The organism is Actinomyces sp. oral taxon 170 str. F0386 (assembly GCF_000195595.1).
GTDB lineage: Bacteria > Actinomycetota > Actinomycetes > Actinomycetales > Actinomycetaceae > Actinomyces.
The window spans coordinates 32,673-48,159 of sequence record NZ_GL882511.1 but is presented as its reverse complement, the minus strand read 5'-3'; the positions used below and the strand labels follow the sequence as shown (position 1 = coordinate 48,159).

The window sequence follows — 15,487 nt, the reverse complement described above, 5'->3', positions numbered from 1 at the left end:
TCAGAACGTGGAGATGGCCTCGGCCCGCGCCCACAGGCGTCTGGCCTCGTCCGGGTCGTAGGTGAGGACCTCGTTGCCTGGCACCTCGGCGGTCCAGCCCGCAACGGTAGGAGCGGTGAAGTCCTTGGCGGGCGTGCGGGTGCCGTAGTAGAGCTTGTCGCAGATGAGATCGCGGTCGATGGCCCGGCAGATGGCGGCGCGACGGGCGCGCCCCTCCTCGTCCATCTTCCAGTGCTCGTGAGTGACGTCGATGGCGAGCCCCTGGAAGTAGGCGGCCGGCTTGTTGATGGCGCGCTCGCCCAGCTGCTTCTGGAAAATGGGCAGGAAGGAGTCGGGGACGGCGTCAGCGATGTCGATGGCGCCTGCCAGCAGGTCGTTGTAGACCGAGTCGTAGCTCGTGTACAGCTTGAAGGTGACGCCCTTGTTCGCCACGGTGCGTCCGCCGGCGTAGGCGGGGTTGGGCTCCATGACGATCCGGCTGTCGTGGTCCCAGGAGATGAGCCGGTAGGGGCCATTGCCCACCGGCTTGGCGCCGTAGGCCTTCATGTCCTTGAAGGCGGAGTCCGGCATCGGGTAGTAGGCGTAGTGGCCCAGGCTGATCTTGAAGTCCGACGCCGGGGCGGTCAGCTCGACCGTGAAGGTGAGGTTGTCGACCTTGGTCAGCCCGGTCAGCTCGGAGTCCTCGTCGTAGGAGAAGCCCTTGATCCGTTCGAAGAAGGAGGAGCCGAGCTGGGCGTTGGACAGCAGCGCCCCGAACTTCCAGGCCTTGATGAAGGAGTCGGATGTCACCGGGCTCCCGTCGGAGAAGGTCCAGCCCGGTTTGAGGGTGATCGTGAAGTGCTGGTTGTCCTCGGTCTCGATGGAGGAGGCGACCTCGTTGATGACCTTGCCGTCCTTGTCGTAGCGGACCAGGCCGGCGTAGATCAGGTCGAGGACGCGCCCACCGCCGATCCCGTTGGTGTTGGTGGGCAGCAGGGAGTTCTGGGGCTCCGTGCTGTTGGCCAGGATGACGCCGTCGTTGGCGCTGGATCGGGCCTCCTCGTAGACCGGGACGGCCCTCCAGTCGAAGTCGACGTCGGAGGCGTTGTGGGAGTAGCCGCCGAACCCGTTCTGGTACCACAGCGGGATGCCGGGCAGGTCGGCGAAGAGCTGGGACTGGGCCTGGCGGAAGTAGCCGTAGGCGGTCTCGGGATCGGTGGCGGCCGCCGCCTGGACCAGGAGGTCGTCGAAGGTCTTCGAGGAGTACTGGGAGTCGTTGGCGCTGGCACCGGTCTGGAAGGTGGCGTTGAGGAAGTTCTCGAGGGACGGGTAGTCGGCCGACCAGCCGCTGCGGAAGGCGCCCAGGAGGGTGTGCTTGGTGATGGCTGCGCGCATCTCGGAGAACTGGGCCACTGGCAGGGGCTCCATGGTGATGCCCAGGACGTTGGACACCGAGTGGCACACGGCCTCGGCCCAGGTCTTGTTGGGGCCGTCGGAGTTGTAGGCCAGAGTCAGCTTGCCGCTGCCGTTGCCCAGGCCTCCTCCGCCCGAGCTTGATCCGCGCGAGCATCCTGAGACCAGGAGCAGGCCGAAGGCGGCCGCGCCGAGCCCAAAACTGCGGCGCGACACTGTCAGGGCGTTGTTCATGCGACCTCCATGGGGCATGGAACTGACTGGGACTGTCACTGGGACACGGGGTGTCAGGCGCCCTGGGGTGCTCAGGCGCCGTCCATGAGCGAAGATCCTACGTCCAACAAGGAAACAGAATCGACATGCGGATACATGTAGGAGGCGTGGGAAAGAGGTTGCTCAGGCATACCAGGCCTCGGCGAGAAGCTCGTAGGAACGACGCCGCAGAGCCGGGTCGTGGGCGTGGGTGACCACGAGGATCTCGTCGAGGTCCCACCGAGCAGCCTGTTCGCTCAGGCGGGCGGCGACATCGTCGGCCGTTCCGACGAAGGACAGGGACATGGCGGCCTCGACGGCGTCCTCCCTGCCGGGCGCGTGGGTGCGCCAGGCCTGCGGATCGGAGGTGGGCGGGTCGAGGGGGCCGGGCCGGTTGCCGACGATGCGGGCGGCGGCGGCCATGGCGGTGCTGAACAGGAGGCGGGCCTCGTCCTCGCTGGGGGCCACCATGACGTTGACGGCGGCCGCGACCCGCGGAGCACCCTGGACTCCTTGAGCGCCTTCCGCCTGGGACTCGAGGACTGAGCGGTAGGTGGCGATGGCGGCCTCGGCCTGGACCGGGGCGAAGTGTGAGGCGACGGCGAAGGGCAGTCCGAGCCTCCCGGCCACGCGCGCGCCATTGACGGAGGAGCCGAGCACCCAGACGGTCGGGTGGGTGCCCTCGCCCGGGATGGCCCTGACCCGTGGACCATCGGTCCCGGCACCGCGGGCGTCGTCGTCGAGGGCGCCGGGGGATCCCAGGAGGAGGGAGCCGGGAACCGCATGGGGGCCCGGGGCCGACTCGTCGCCGAGGTAGGTGAGGATCTCAAGGATCTCCTCGGCGAAGTGGCGCGGGTCGGAGGCTCCGCGGCGCAGCGCGGCGGCCGTGCGCCGGTCCGTGCCCGGGGCGCGCCCCAGCCCCAGATCGACTCGGCCGGGGTAGAGGGTGGCCAGGGTGCCGATCTGCTCGGCGACGACGAGCGGGGCGTGGTTGGGCAACATGATCCCGCCCGAGGCGACGCCGAGGTGTTCGGTGGCCGCCAGGACCTGCCCCATGAGGACGATGGTCGCCGACGACAGGTACGTGGCGGAGCCGTGGTGCTCGGCCAGCCAGTAGCGCTCGTAGCCGGCGGCGTCGGCGGCTCGAGCGAGGGCGATCATGTCGGTGAGGGCATCGGTGCGGCCGCGACCGGCGCTGACGGGGACCATGTCCATGACGGACAAAACGGGTGCGGCCCGCCTTTCGGGCTGACTCATACGGGCACTCTAACCCGCGACGACTGTCCCGAAGCGGGCCTTGAGGCCCGCGTGCCCCGCCGGGAGGAGAGCTCGACGGGGCACGCTGAGGGCCAGAACTATGAGGACGGGACGGTCAGTGAAGCCTGCCGCGCACGGGCAGCAGACCGGTGGCGACCAGGGACTTGAGGACGTCGCCAATGATAAAGGGGACCAGTCCCATGCTCAGGGTTGCCCCCCAGTTGGCACCGGTGGCGATCTTCAGCCAGACGACGCCGGGTACGTACACCGAGGCGGAGGCCAGGAGCATGAGGCCGATGCCGGTGGCGACCCGGCTGACGGTCGAGCCGGAGTGGTTCGACCAGACGCTCGCAGCGCGCCCGGCGATGGTGGCGATAAGGATGTAGCCGACGACGTAGCCGAAGGTGACGCCGACGCCACCGGTCCAGCCCCCCAGGACCGGAGCACCCACGGCGGCCAGGGCACCGAGGAGCAGGGCGGACAGGGCACCTCGACGCGAGCCGAGGACGGCGCCGACACCGAGGGCGGCGAAGGTGCCCATGGAGATCGGCACGGGAGTGAAGGGCAGGGGGATGGTGATCTGGCCGATGAGGATGAGAGCAACAGTGCCGGCCAGGACCAGTCCTGCCTCACGGACGCGGGCAAGAGCGGGGCTGACGGCACCGTCAGCGGAGAGGGCGTCGGCGGTGGAACCGGTGGCGGAGGTGGAGGAGTTCGTGGTCATGCCTCAACCCTACGGGCACGGACGGCGTCACAAACGACCGGATCATGCCGAAGCACCCCACCACCATTTGGAGGAAATCTACAAAGAATGCCAGGGTGCTCCCCGTCGCGACCACACCAGATAGGTGGTTTTCACAGTCCTCACAGGTGGCCGTCGATCCAGGTGAGGATGTCTCCGGTGACCTGGTCCCGGTTGGTCTCGTTGAGGAGCTCGTGGCGCCCGCCCGGGTAGAGGATGACGGAGACCTCCCGCACGCCGGCGCGGCGGTAGAGCGTGGCGGCCCTCTGGACGCCCCGCCCCATGGCACCGACCGGATCCCGGTCGCCGGAGGCCAGGAGCATGGGCAGCTCCGCGGGCACCGCGGCGGCGTGAGAAGCGGTATTGACGACGCCCTGCCCGGCCACGAGGTCGTGGAAGAAGCTGGCGCTGCACACGAACCCGCACCAGGGGTCCGCGACGTAGCGGTCGACCTCATTGGGATCCCGACTGATCCAGTCGGCCTCGGTGCGGTTGGGGGCGAAATGACGCTGGTAGGGGCCGAAGGCGAGCGCGTTGAGCAGCCGGGAGGGGCGACGCGGGCCACGCAGCCGGGACTGTCCGGCACAGATCGCCGTGGCCGGGCCGGTCAGCGCGCCGATTCCCGCGCCGGTGCCCAGCAGGATGAGGCCGGCCAGGTCGTGACCACGGCGCGCGGCCAGGTCCCGGGCCAGGAAGGACCCCCAGGAGTGGCCCACGAGGAAGACGGGAATGCCGGGCCAGGCCCGCCGGGCCGCGTCCAGGACGGTGCTCATGTCGGCCATGACCGTGTCCCAACCATCCTGCTCGGCGACGAAGCCGAAGCCGTCGGGGGCGGCCGTGGCTCCGTGACCGCGGTGGTCCTCGGCCAGGACCGCGTACCCCTCCTCCACCGCGGAGGCGGCGAAGCGGGCGTAGCGCGAGGCGTGCTCGGCCATGCCGTGGGCGATGACGATGATGCCCCGGGGGCGGGCGGCCCCCTCCATCTGCGGCCGGGCCGACACCATGGTGCGGACGCCGGCAGCATCGTCAGAGGCGTCGGCCACCAGCAGGGAGCCGTCGATGAGCCACTCGGGGAGCCAGATGTGCACGACCAGACGCGTTCCATCGTCGGCCGTGAGCCGAGTAAGGCTGGTCTGCATCGGGTCCTCCTCAGGCAGCGTTATCTGTCGTCATCAACGGGGTGTCGATCATGCTCAGGTCGGCATCGGTCATCATTGATCGTGTCGATAGCTGGCGATCGGCAGTGGAACCGGATTCGCGGGCTGGGCCCACGGTCTCCCGTCGCCCCAGGTAGAAGCCTAGTTGCCCGACGCCGAACCGGCAGCGTTACCGCGGAGCGAATCACGCAGTTCCCACGGCGAGCACGCTGCGGGGTTTCCACGGACGGCCATTGATGACTGACTGTGTGGGAGCATCGCCTAACTTCCTGATGGTTTCATGAATCCTCGCCCTCGGTATCCCATTACTTCTCCCCGGCGTTGTTCCCCTCCCGCGCCCGGTAGTGCCCCTGGTCTACGGTGTCGACCATGGCCGTCCACTCCTTCACCCTCGTTCCCGCCGCCTACGTCTACCTCCTGCGCCCCGATCCCAGCGGCCCGGCCAGTCAGCCCGAGCCGACGGACGGGTCAGTGATCGGGCCAGCGAGTGCCTCGACCCAGGTGCTCCTCCAGCTGCGGCGGAACACCGGGTACATGGACGGGCACTGGGCCTGCGGGGCCTCCGGCCACGTCGAGGCCGCCGAGAGCGTCGTCGAGACGGCCCTGCGCGAGACCTGCGAGGAGCTGGGCGTCCGCGCGACGGCCGAGGACCTGATCCCGCTGACGGCGATGCACCGCACCAATGACCTGGGCGGTGCGGCCCTGGAGCAGCGCGTCGACCTGTTCTTCACGCTGCGCGCCTGGGAGGGCACGCCGGCCGTGCGCGAGCCGTCCAAGAACGCGGGCCTGCGCTGGTTCCCGCTGACCGACCCGCCCGATCCGGTGCCGCCCCATGAGCGCTACGTCCTGACCCTTCTGGCCGGCGCCCTCGACGGCGAGAGGCCGGTGCCCTCGATCACCACCTTCGGCTTCGACGCCGGCCAGGACATCGCCCGCTACGGCGTCGCCCTGCCGCACTGACCTCAGCTCGCGAGAAAGGCCTCGATGGCGGGCAGCTCGCGGCGGGCCTGGGCCAGGCCGGCCTCGAAGGCGGTGACGATGCGGTCGTAGCGCAGCTCGCCGTTGGCGATGGGCATGCGCTCAGGCCGGAAGAGGTAGACGCGTCCCTGGCTGCGCAGCCGTTCCAGCTCGTCGACGGTGCGGTTGTAGTTCTCGGGCCGATCGATGACGGCCTGGACGAGGGCCGGGTAGCGGGCGTAGAGACGATGAAGGACCTCGATCTCGTGGCGCCGCATGGGCGGTTTGCGGTAGCCCTCGGGGCGGGTCATGGCCACGAGGAGCTTATTGTAGCCGTCGGCGCGGGCGGCGTCGATCGCGAACCCGCCGGTGGGCCCGACGGCGCCGTCCACGTAGGGGGCACCGTCGACCTCGACCATGGGCATGAGCACCGGCATCGACGACGATGCCCGGGCCCGCACCAGCAGGTCGTCCATGGCGGGCATGTCCTCCAGGCCCCAGTAGACCTCCTCACCGGTGTCGCAGCGGAAGGCACCCAGGCGCACCGTGGCCGGTGAGGCGGCGAAGGTCTCCCAGTCGAAGGGGATGGACTCGTCCGGCGCGGAGGTGTGCAGGTAGATGTGCTCGGAGTTGAAGTAGCCCTTGCCGGTCACGAAGCTGCCCCAGCCGCCGGCCTTCGGGTCGGTGGTCAGGCCCAGATAGGCCTCGCGGGTGCGCCAGGTGTCACGGGAGACGAAGTTGCAGGTGTTCGTGCAGCCCGCGGAGATGCCGCCGACCCAGGGGAAGGAGAGCCCGGCCTCCAGCATGACGCGCACGAGGCCGGCCGTGTAGGCACCGCGCATGCCGCCGCTCTCGAAGACGAGGGCGACGTCGTCGGGGCCGTGGGTGACGGGTGCGGGCCGGTGGTCGGGGTCGGTGACGGGGACGGGCCGTTGGACGGAGTCGGAGACGGGGAGGGGACACGAGCTCACGGCCGGGAGCCTATGGGTTCCATGATGCGATCGCACGGGTGATTCCCGCCCTATGTCTGCCGGGCGGTCGGAAGAGTAGCGTGAGGCCATGAGCACATCGAGCACGCTGCGCATTCTTGAGCCGATGACCATGCGCGGGCTGACCGCCCGTAACCGCCTGTGGCTACCGCCCATGTGCATGTACACGGTCGAGGCGCAGGACGGCGTCGTCACCGATTGGCACGTGGTCCACTACGCCAGCCGCGCGGTGGGTGGCTTCGGCACGGTCATCGTGGAGGCCACGGCCGTCACGCCCGAGGGGCGCCTGTCCCCCAACGACCTGGGGCTGTGGTCCGACGAGCAGGTCGCCGGCCAGCGCCGCCTGGTGGAGGCGATCCACGCCGGCGGGGCGCTCGCCGGTGTCCAGATCGGGCACGGCGGCCGCAAGTCAGGGACCGCGCCGTGGCGCCCCAAGGTGGAGGGCGCACGCACCGGCACCCTGGAGGGTTGGGACCTGCTGGCCCCCAGTGCGATCCCCTACCCCGAGCACGCGGTGCCCGCCGAGCTGGACGAGACCGGGATCAACCGGATCGTGGAGGCCTTCGCGGCAGCCGCGCGCCGCGCCGTTGAGGCCGGGTACGACGTCGTCGAGATCCACGGAGCCCACGGCTACCTCATTCACGAGTTCCGCTCGCCCCTGTCCAACCAGCGCACCGACTCCTACGGTGGGAGCGCCGAGAACCGCCAGCGCTTCCCCCTGGAGGTAGTGCGGGCCGTGCGCGAGGCCGTCGGGACGGACACGGTTCTCGACATCCGACTGTCCGCCTCGGACTGGGCCGACGGCGGCGTCACCGGCGAGGAGACCGCCGCCTTCAGTCGCGAGCTGGTGGAGGCCGGCGTCGACGTCCTGCACATCTCCAGCGGCGGCAACGTCCCGACCGCGGTCCCAGTGGGGCCCGGCTACCAGCTGCCGCTGGCCGAGCAGGTCAGGCGGGCCGTGTCCGGCACCGGCGTCCCGGTAGTGGGTGTGGGCCTCATTGAGGAGGCGGCGCAGGCCGAGCAGGCGCTCATCACCGGCCAGGTCGACGCGATCGCGGTGGGCCGGGCCGCTCTGCGCGACCCCTACCTGCCGCTGCGTTGGGCGGCGGACCTGGGCGTGCGCTCCTGGGACGAGGCCCCCTGGCCCATTCAGTACTGGCGCGGCACCTGGCACTGAATCGGCCATCGAAACAGCCGCTGGCCCCTGCCCAGCACGGCAACCGGCCGTATGAGGTTGCAGCACTACCCGACGGCGTCGAGGTAGAGCCAGCGGCCGGCTCGGCGGGTGAAGCGGGACCGCTCGCGCAGGGCGTCGGCCACCACTCCCCCGTGCCCGTCGCCGGTGCGGTAGGAGGCGATGAACTCCACGACGCCGGTCTCGTCGCCCGCTACGCCGTCGACGATCTCGTGGATGGTCAGGCCCGTCCACTGCGTGCCGGGGTGGCAGTAGGGGCCCTCGGGTCGGGTGCGCGGGTGCCAGGTCCGGAAGAGGTAGTCCTCATCGCCGACCACGAAGGCCGTGTAGCGCGAGCGCATGAGGGCCTCAGCGGTGGGCGCCGGGGTACCGTCGTGGAAGGGCTCGCAGCACTGGGCGTAGGCGCGCCCCGTGCCGCAGGGGCAGGGGGCGGTGCCGCGCACGCCCGCGGCGCGGATCGACGAGTCCGGCTGAGCCCTTCGGTCCGCCTGCCGTCCCACCATGCTCAGTCCCCCAGCCAGTAGGCGTGCAGGGTCCGGGCGAGCCAGGGGCCGTCCTTGACACCGCCCATCTCGCGGGCCGAGTGCATGCTCAGCAGGGGCACACCGACGTCGACGGTGGTGATCCCGAGCCGGGTGGCGGTGATGGGGCCAATGGTGGAGCCGCAGGACACGGCGTTGTTGGAGACGAAGTCCTGGCTCGGCACATCCGCGGCCGCACAGGCCCGCGCCCAGATCGCGGCTCCGACGGCGTCGGTGGCGTAGCGCTGCTGGGCATTGATCTTGAGCAGGGGGCCGTGGTTGATGAGCGGCTGGACGGCCGGGTCGTGCAGGTGAGCATAGGCGGGGTGGACGGAGTGCCCGGCATCGGCGCTCACGCAGGTCGAGCGCGCCAGAAGAGCCTCGATGCCGTCACTGTCAACCCCCAGAACCCCGGCCAGGCGCCGCAGGAGCGTCTCAAGGAAGGGCCCACCGGCCCCGGAGCGGGTGGCGGAGCCGACCTCCTCGTGGTCGAAGGCGACCAGGATGACGGGCTCAGTGGGCTCAACCCGCGCGGCCGCGAGCGCCTCGAGGGCCACGAGTCCGGCGTGGACGGAGGAGAGGTTGTCCAGGCGGGAGGAGGCCAGGAACTCCCCCTCCCGGCCAAAGCGGGCGGGGGCCTGGGTGGGGTAGGTGAGGATGTCGTGTCCGGCGAGATCGGCCGGGTCGATGCCGGCGATCTCGCACAGGTGGGTCTCGACGGCGTCGGGGGCGCTGTCAGGCCCGGCCAGCGACCACAGGGGCAGCAGGTGGGTCTGGCGGTCCAGGTGGAAGGTGTCGTTGACGCTGCGGTCCAGGTGTGGGGCGATCTGGGAGATGCGGGCGATAGGACCGGTGCGCACGAGGTGGACGGCGCCGTCGCGCGTGGTCAGGCGCCCGGCCAGGCCCAGCTCGCGGTCGAGGAGCGAGGCGAGCAGGGGGCCGCCGTAGACCTCGGCGTTGATGAGCTGCCAGCCCGAGCGGGTAACGGCGGCGTTGGGCTTGAGCTTGAGGGCCGGGGAGTCGGTGTGGGCGCCGACGATGCGCATGCCCGCCCTCGGCGTCAGCTCCTCGGGCAGCACCCAGGCCGCGAGCGCGCCGTCGCGGATGACGTAGCCGAGTCTGGGCAGACCCGCCTGCCAGGAGACGGTCTCGTCGGCGCGGGTGAAGCCGGCCACCTCCAGGCGCAGAGCGACCTCGACGGCGGCGTGGTAGGAGCTGGGCGAGGCTGTCACGAAGTCGATGAGCGAGTCGGTGTAGGCGTTCTCGTCGCGCAGGATCTCGCCGGCGTCGGACGGGCGGCGGGCAGGATTGCCGGAGCGAAAGCCGGGAAAGGCGTCTGCGGGTGTATTGGCGGCATCAGTCATGGCCCCAGTCTTCCACTGGTGCACCCGGGATCAGACCGACACCTGCCGCGCGGTCGTGCGGGTTGGGGCAGAATCGGGGTGTGAGCCTCTCTCATCCGGTCATCCCGCCCGCCTCGTCCACTCCCGTGCGCGCCGTTCTGCTCGATGCCGACGGCGTCCTTCAGCTCATCGGCACCCCGTGGGACGAGGCGCTGACCCGCGGCGGCGGCCCCGCCTTCGCCCGAGCCATGATCGATGGTGAGACCGACGCCCTGGCCGGCCGCGAGACCCTCACTGAGCTGCTGGAGCGAGTAGTGGACGATCTGGGGCTGAAGCTGAACGTATCGGACCTGCTTGAGCTGTGGCATCGGGCCACGCCTGACCCTCTGGCCTGGCAGCTGGTGGGTGACCTGCGCGAAGCGGGCTACACCACGGTCCTGGCCACCAACCAGCAGTGGGAACGCCGGGCCTGGATGCGTGAGCAGCTGGGCTACGACGGCCTGTGCGACATCGACGGATACTCCTGCACGCTGGGGGTTGCCAAACCGGATGCCGCCTACTTCCTTCGGCTGCTGGAGCTGGCGGGGGTGGAGCCCGACCAGGCCCTGTTCGTCGATGACAGCGCCCGAAACATCGCTGGGGCCCGTGAAGTGGGCTTGCGTACGATCCACCACCCGGCTGACGCCGGGGGCGAGCTGCTGCGCCGCGAGGTGTCCCAGACCCTGGTACAGGCCGCGTCCGCCCTGCAAGGATGAGCCCGGTCGGCCTCATTCTCTCGAGACTTGCCTGACCGGCGCCCGCGGGGAAGACTCCTGCTGACAGCAGTCACCAGGAAAGGACGGCTCATGGCAGGAACGACGACGGACGACCAGGCCCCCGAGACCACAGCTACCGCTACTGCACCCCCCGCCTCGGCGACGTCCTCCGCCCAGTCACCGACCTCCGGCGCGAGGCGCGCCCCCGAGGTCTTCCTGCGCCTCATCACGACGATCCACTCCGTGCTGCCCGGATTCGTACGCAGCCGGCTGCCGGTGACCTTCATCGGCTACGCGATCATCAACGGCTCGGCCTTCTTCCTGGACGTCGGCTGCCTGTGGGTTATCGAAACCCACCTGCATTGGTGGCATCCAGTGTCCATATCGGTCGGATACGCCATCGCGGGTGTCTACTCCTTCCTGCTCAACCGCTGGTTGAACTTCCAGTCCCACGGGCACCTCGTCAACCAGGGATCACGCTACGCAATTGGTCTCATCAGCCAGTTTTTGGTCTTCGTCCAAGGGCTGACCCAACTGCTGTCCTGGCTCGGGATCAATCTCTTCCTGGCTCGTCTCATCTCGGCTTGCTGCGAGGCCGCTTACCTCTACGTGTTCATTCGGCTGTGGGTGTTCCGCAGCACGCCGGAATCTCAGAAGGCGGCTGTGCCCTCGGACTCCCATGTTGGCGCCTAAGCGCGCAACCTATGAAGGACCGCACTCACCAGTAGGCGCGGGTCGTTTCCGTGGGGCCGTCGAGCTCGGTGAAGCCGGCGTCGGTGACGTGGACGGGCCGGGCGGTGGCCTCCCACTGCTCGCGGCTGGGCACGACGACGCGCACCCGGTAGCCGTCGTCGGCCCAGGCCTGCCGCAGGGCGGGCTCCATTGCCGGGCTCTCCCAGGCGAGCTGGGCGGCGTGTCCGCACTGGGCGGCGAGCTTGCCCGAGGTCATCTCATGCAGGGGCGTGACCTCGATCGTCACGAGAGCCCCGGTGGAGGCCGACGCCGCTCCCAGCGCAATCTCGTCGGCTGCAGCCGGGTCCTTCGCGACGCGCGCGGTGATCGCAGCCGGTGGCGGGGGCAGCTCACTGCCGTCCGGGAAGTGGGTGCCCTCCACCTGGGTCTTGGCCAGGGCTCCGGGCAGGGGGCGCACCGGACCGGGTATGAAGGCGCGCGCCGCGGCCTGCCCCCACCCCACCGGCCCGTCCTGGGTGACGGTGACGCCGTCGATCTCCTGAACCTCCTCCCAGCGCTTGCCGCGGGCGCGGCGCACGAGCTTGCGGATGCGCCCGTCGCGCCAGTAGTCGACGGCCTGGTTCCACGGCCCGCCGGGGGCGGAGGCGGGCGCCGCCAGGAGGGAGACGACGGCGCGGGCGGCGGCCTCGGCGACGTCGATGCGCCGAGGCGGGTGAACCTTGTCGTAGCGCACGGCGATCTGCATGCCCCAGGGCACCGTGTGGTCCACGTTGCCGGACAGGGAGGGCGGCTGCGGCACGGAGGATGGCGACGACGAAGAGGACAGCAAAGGAGACGGTAAGGAGTACGGCACAGTCAGGAGCCTACGGTGTCGTCACCGCGGGCGTCAGGTCGCGCCTCCCGGAGGGCGACCTGACGCCCGCGGGGTCGACGAACCAGCACTATTTCCTACCATATGGCCGATAAATGGCGTGGCGAAGATCCTCCTGCGGCAGGAGAGGGATTCTGAAGCGGGTCGTTTAAGTTGCCATCATGCAACCACCTGTTCCGTCTCACGCCACAGGCGCCTCCGCTCTCACGCCGCCGACCGGGCCGCCCTCCCGCCCCCGGATGTTCAACGGTGCGACCGTTCACGGCATCGCCGGAATCCGCGCTCTGCGCCACCCCGCGGAGAACCCGCTGCTCATCGCCGCAATCCTGACCACTGCCGCGGGCTACGGCATGTGGTTCATCATCGTCAGCTGGCTGGCCTCCTCCTCCGATGCCACAGGAGCGGAGGCCGAGATCCGCAACCTGTTCCTCGATGGAGGCACCCTGTCTCAGGTGCTCCTGGTCATCCCCCTCTTCCCCCTCCTCATATGGATCATCCGCGCCTTCCTGTACGCCCAGCTGAGGGCGACCTCGGTACAGATGTCCCCTACGCAGTTCCCGGAGGGCTACCGGATGGTCGTGGAGGCGGCCAGGGAACTCGGTCTGCGCCGGGTTCCTGACGCCTACGTGGTGCTGGGCAACGGCCAGATCAACGCCTTCGCCGCCGGCCACGGCTTCCGGCGCTTCGTGGCCGTCTACTCCGACCTGTTCGAGATCGGCGGCCAGGCACGGGACCCCGAGGCGCTGCGCTTCATCATCGGCCATGAGGTCGGCCACATCGCCGCCGGCCACGTCTCCTACTTCCGTCTCATCTTCTCCCAGCTGGTGGCCTACGTGCCCTTCCTGGGCCAGGCGTTCTCGCGCGCCCAGGAGTACACGGCCGACAACCACGGCTACGCCTATGCGCCTGAGGGCGTGCCCGGGGCCATGGGGGTCCTCTCCGGCGGCAAGTACCTGGGGGCCGAGGTCAACACCCATGCGCTGGCCGATCGCGCCACGCGCGAGAAGGGTTTCTGGCTCCACATGAGCAACTGGCTCTCCAGCCACCCGATCAACACCTGGCGCGCCCACGCCCTGCGCGACCGCAGCCGCCCGGGACGGCTCATGATCCGCCCGCCGGAGTCGACCGCATGGTTCCCGCCCTCGGCTCCCAGCGGCTACCAGCGCTCCGGTTCCTGGCCGACGCCGGAGCAGATGCTCGCGGTGCTGGACTCCACCACCTTGAGCGTGCTCAGCGAGGAGCAGTTCGGCCGATACCCGGGGGTGTCCTACGAGACTCCCCGCAACGAGCTGCGCTGGGCCTCCCCGGTCCCGATTCGTACCGAGCCGGTCGGGCAGGGGGCCTTCACAGGCGACTCGAGTACGACTGGCTCTGTGGGGCCACAGCAGCCCGGCGCGTACGGGTACACCCCGCCGGCAAGCCCCGCGCAGGAGCAGCACGTGGATACCCCGGGGACAACACCCGCCGACGCTACGCGCCCGGAGACCCCGCACTCCGAGACCGGCCAGAGCTGAGCTCGGCGTCAGCACAATGGCGCCGGTTGGCGAACGGAAGCGTTCGCCAACCGGTGCCGTTGTCCACCCGTACGGCGTTCGCGCTCTGCCAGCGCGTCTCCCCGAGCCGGAGAGTGCCGGAAGCCTCAGCGCGGGGCGACAGCACTGGCCGCTGTCGTGAACGAGCTCAGCGCGCCCCGCAGGTCTGCGGCGCCGTCGGCGACATTGATGGCCTGGCAACGGGCGGCGAGCGCATCGAGCTCGGCCAGGCGGTGGCCGACGGACTCGACCACACCAGAGGCGGCCGCTGAGAGCTCGGCGGCCGCGGCGGGCAGGGCAGGATCGGTGGAGGCGGGCGAACCGGTCCACAGCATGAGGAGCTGGTTGGGAATCGTCATCATGCGACTGGCCTCGCCGATATAGGCCACCGCCTGCGCGGCAAGCGCGCTGTGTGCCCGGGCCTGACGCTCCATCTCGGCGATGCCGTCGTTGAGTGACTCGATGAGGTCCGGAATCGCCTCGGCCGAGTACTGCGGGTCTCCGACGCCGTCGATGAGCTCGACGGTGAACAGCGAGGTGATGGTGGCGTGCAGGCGGGCCAGGGCGATACGGAAGCGGGTCCGGGCACCGTTGGTGTCGAGCTGGGCCAGGGTGTCGACGAGCCGGGTCACCAGAGGGCTGACCAGCCCCTGCATCTGGGTCCACAGGTCCAGCAGGTCGGCGAGGGGCTTGACCCGGGGGTCGGAGCGGTCCAGGGCGGCGATCCGCTCAGGCAGCAGGCGCGGGTCCTCAAGGGTCTGGGTCAGGCCCGTGCCTGCGGCCTTGAGCGAGGCGGACAGCTCGGCGAGCTGCTGCTGGCCGGACATCCATGAGTCGAGCCCGGTGGCGATGGTGGTGACCGAGTCGAGCATGACGCGCAGGTTCCCGGTGGCCCCGGGGCGCACCGGGATGCCGTCGGAGAGCTCCTCACGGCGCGCCACCTCTGCCGGCAGGGCCGCGTTCTGGAACTCCTCGTAGGAGGACAGGCCCGCCCCGGCCAGGAGCTCGGCGATGCGGCCAAGCCCGTGCTCGGCCGCCGCCCGGCGGTTGGCACCGGCACTGATCGCCTGGTCCTCCACCGCACGGGCATCGCGGTAGATGGCGCACGCGGTGTCGAACAGATTGGTGCACACCGGTCGGGTGCGCACCGAGAGGTAGCCGCCGTCGGACAGCGGGGTGACAGTGGCGAAGACGTCGTACTCACTGCCGTCGGCGGCAAGGTTGCGCACGTAGGCCGCGAAGGGGCTGCCGGTCTGCAGGGTGTCCCACATGGCCTTGAAGGCTCCGCCGGGCATCTCCGGGTGGCGGATGATGTTGTGCGGGGCACCGGAGAGCTCATCACGTCGATACCGGGAGAGCTCGATGAATACGTTGTTGGAGTGGCGGATGACGCCGCGCGCGTCAGTAGTGGAGAAGAACAGCTGGTCCACGCCCACCTCGTGGGTGGCTCCGGTGACCTGTGGCATAGTCAAGTGCTCCTTGAAGAGATCGGGGCGCGACGGCGGCCGGCCTGGTGAGACGGATGACCCTCACCTTCCGCCCATTGATTGACGGTTGGACGGCTGAACAATACACCTCGTTTCCGAAACGAGATCTGGCAGTTCGCCGAAACCGACCGACCACACAGCACATCGAGGGCTGATGTGTGCATGTTTTCACTGATCACGATTCGCCATCTCACGCCGACATCACAGTCGTCGATGAGAGTCGAGCACGCCAATGCCTCAGCTTTCGCCATCGAGAGCAACGACCACCGATAAACATCGAAAACAAGCTCTGTTGGAAAGCAAGAGGGAACACTTATGCGTTTAAAATGCGACAAAAACATGGC

14 protein-coding genes are annotated in these 15,487 nt (G+C 69.6%); 5 read left to right on the top strand and 9 right to left on the bottom strand.

Annotation, left to right across the window (positions count from 1 at the left end; all coding sequences use genetic code 11):
• From HMPREF9056_RS00980 to HMPREF9056_RS00965, 4 genes are all read right to left on the bottom strand, one after another.
• A complete protein-coding gene (locus HMPREF9056_RS00980) occupies nt 1-1,626 on the bottom strand; it encodes an ABC transporter substrate-binding protein (protein WP_009402020.1) in 1,626 nt (541 codons plus the stop codon).
• A 162-nt stretch (nt 1,627-1,788) separates the two neighbouring features.
• Nucleotides 1,789-2,901 carry an LLM class flavin-dependent oxidoreductase gene (locus HMPREF9056_RS00975; protein ID WP_034513272.1) on the bottom strand — a complete coding sequence of 371 codons (1,113 nt, stop codon included), beginning with the start codon at nt 2,899-2,901 and terminating at the stop codon, nt 1,789-1,791.
• A gap of 115 nt (nt 2,902-3,016) precedes the next feature.
• Entirely contained in the window at nt 3,017-3,625 is a 609-nt protein-coding gene (locus HMPREF9056_RS00970; RefSeq protein WP_009402017.1) for a biotin transporter BioY, read from the bottom strand.
• A gap of 140 nt (nt 3,626-3,765) precedes the next feature.
• Nucleotides 3,766-4,782 carry an alpha/beta hydrolase gene (locus HMPREF9056_RS00965; protein ID WP_009402016.1) on the bottom strand — a complete coding sequence of 339 codons (1,017 nt, stop codon included), beginning with the start codon at nt 4,780-4,782 and terminating at the stop codon, nt 3,766-3,768.
• Between the two features lie 387 nt (nt 4,783-5,169).
• Here HMPREF9056_RS00965 and HMPREF9056_RS00960 point away from each other — a divergent pair, with 387 nt between their 5' ends.
• Nucleotides 5,170-5,760: an NUDIX domain-containing protein gene (locus HMPREF9056_RS00960; protein WP_009402014.1), complete on the top strand. Its 591-nt coding sequence runs from the start codon at nt 5,170-5,172 to the stop codon at nt 5,758-5,760.
• A 2-nt stretch (nt 5,761-5,762) separates the two neighbouring features.
• On the opposite strand, the gene HMPREF9056_RS00955 is transcribed toward HMPREF9056_RS00960, so the two are convergent.
• The gene (locus tag HMPREF9056_RS00955; protein WP_009402013.1) at nt 5,763-6,728 is read right to left on the bottom strand and encodes a patatin family protein; all 966 of its coding nucleotides are present in this window, start codon (nt 6,726-6,728) and stop codon (nt 5,763-5,765) included.
• An 88-nt stretch (nt 6,729-6,816) separates the two neighbouring features.
• On the opposite strand from HMPREF9056_RS00955, the gene HMPREF9056_RS00950 reads away from it, so the two are divergent.
• Nucleotides 6,817-7,923, top strand: a complete 1,107-nt coding sequence (locus tag HMPREF9056_RS00950) for an NADH:flavin oxidoreductase/NADH oxidase (protein ID WP_009402012.1) — start codon at nt 6,817-6,819, stop codon at nt 7,921-7,923.
• Nucleotides 7,924-7,988: 65 nt separating this feature from the next.
• Here HMPREF9056_RS00950 and HMPREF9056_RS00945 read toward each other — a convergent pair whose 3' ends face one another.
• On the bottom strand, nt 7,989-8,444 hold the full coding sequence (locus tag HMPREF9056_RS00945; protein ID WP_009402011.1) for a YchJ family protein: 456 nt from the start codon (nt 8,442-8,444) through the stop codon (nt 7,989-7,991).
• Nucleotides 8,445-8,446: 2 nt separating this feature from the next.
• On the bottom strand, nt 8,447-9,826 hold the full coding sequence (locus HMPREF9056_RS00940; protein ID WP_009402008.1) for a M18 family aminopeptidase: 1,380 nt from the start codon (nt 9,824-9,826) through the stop codon (nt 8,447-8,449).
• Nucleotides 9,827-9,906: 80 nt separating this feature from the next.
• Between HMPREF9056_RS00940 and HMPREF9056_RS00935 the strand changes: the two genes are divergently transcribed.
• Together HMPREF9056_RS00935 and HMPREF9056_RS00930 are read left to right on the top strand one after the other, a co-directional pair.
• The gene (locus HMPREF9056_RS00935) at nt 9,907-10,560 is read left to right on the top strand and encodes an HAD family hydrolase (RefSeq protein WP_034513269.1); all 654 of its coding nucleotides are present in this window, start codon (nt 9,907-9,909) and stop codon (nt 10,558-10,560) included.
• A gap of 90 nt (nt 10,561-10,650) precedes the next feature.
• Nucleotides 10,651-11,253: a GtrA family protein gene (locus tag HMPREF9056_RS00930; protein ID WP_009402004.1), complete on the top strand. Its 603-nt coding sequence runs from the start codon at nt 10,651-10,653 to the stop codon at nt 11,251-11,253.
• Nucleotides 11,254-11,278: 25 nt separating this feature from the next.
• Here the strand turns inward: HMPREF9056_RS00930 and HMPREF9056_RS00925 are convergent, their stop codons facing one another.
• Nucleotides 11,279-11,998: a peptidyl-tRNA hydrolase gene (locus HMPREF9056_RS00925; RefSeq protein ID WP_009402002.1), complete on the bottom strand. Its 720-nt coding sequence runs from the start codon at nt 11,996-11,998 to the stop codon at nt 11,279-11,281.
• Nucleotides 11,999-12,363: 365 nt separating this feature from the next.
• Here HMPREF9056_RS00925 and HMPREF9056_RS00920 point away from each other — a divergent pair, with 365 nt between their 5' ends.
• Nucleotides 12,364-13,638 carry a M48 family metallopeptidase gene (locus HMPREF9056_RS00920; protein ID WP_009402000.1) on the top strand — a complete coding sequence of 425 codons (1,275 nt, stop codon included), beginning with the start codon at nt 12,364-12,366 and terminating at the stop codon, nt 13,636-13,638.
• A 125-nt stretch (nt 13,639-13,763) separates the two neighbouring features.
• Here the strand turns inward: HMPREF9056_RS00920 and HMPREF9056_RS00915 are convergent, their stop codons facing one another.
• On the bottom strand, nt 13,764-15,122 hold the full coding sequence (locus tag HMPREF9056_RS00915; RefSeq protein ID WP_009401999.1) for a PAS domain-containing protein: 1,359 nt from the start codon (nt 15,120-15,122) through the stop codon (nt 13,764-13,766).
• Between the last annotated feature and the right edge of the window lie 365 nt (nt 15,123-15,487).

Bases quoted from the DNA above. Each gene is read 5' to 3' on its own strand.
- HMPREF9056_RS00980 (WP_009402020.1), bottom strand. From the start codon at position 1,626: ATGAACAACGCCCTGACAGTGTCGCGCCGCAGTTTTGGGCTCGGCGCG.
- HMPREF9056_RS00975 (WP_034513272.1), bottom strand. From the start codon at position 2,901: ATGAGTCAGCCCGAAAGGCGGGCCGCACCCGTTTTGTCCGTCATGGAC.
- HMPREF9056_RS00970 (WP_009402017.1), bottom strand. From the start codon at position 3,625: ATGACCACGAACTCCTCCACCTCCGCCACCGGTTCCACCGCCGACGCC.
- HMPREF9056_RS00965 (WP_009402016.1), bottom strand. From the start codon at position 4,782: ATGCAGACCAGCCTTACTCGGCTCACGGCCGACGATGGAACGCGTCTG.
- HMPREF9056_RS00960 (WP_009402014.1), top strand. From the start codon at position 5,170: ATGGCCGTCCACTCCTTCACCCTCGTTCCCGCCGCCTACGTCTACCTC.
- HMPREF9056_RS00950 (WP_009402012.1), top strand. From the start codon at position 6,817: ATGAGCACATCGAGCACGCTGCGCATTCTTGAGCCGATGACCATGCGC.
- HMPREF9056_RS00945 (WP_009402011.1), bottom strand. From the start codon at position 8,444: ATGGTGGGACGGCAGGCGGACCGAAGGGCTCAGCCGGACTCGTCGATC.
- HMPREF9056_RS00940 (WP_009402008.1), bottom strand. From the start codon at position 9,826: ATGACTGATGCCGCCAATACACCCGCAGACGCCTTTCCCGGCTTTCGC.
- HMPREF9056_RS00930 (WP_009402004.1), top strand. From the start codon at position 10,651: ATGGCAGGAACGACGACGGACGACCAGGCCCCCGAGACCACAGCTACC.
- HMPREF9056_RS00925 (WP_009402002.1), bottom strand. From the start codon at position 11,998: ATGCAGATCGCCGTGCGCTACGACAAGGTTCACCCGCCTCGGCGCATC.
- HMPREF9056_RS00920 (WP_009402000.1), top strand. From the start codon at position 12,364: ATGTTCAACGGTGCGACCGTTCACGGCATCGCCGGAATCCGCGCTCTG.
- HMPREF9056_RS00915 (WP_009401999.1), bottom strand. From the start codon at position 15,122: ATGCCACAGGTCACCGGAGCCACCCACGAGGTGGGCGTGGACCAGCTG.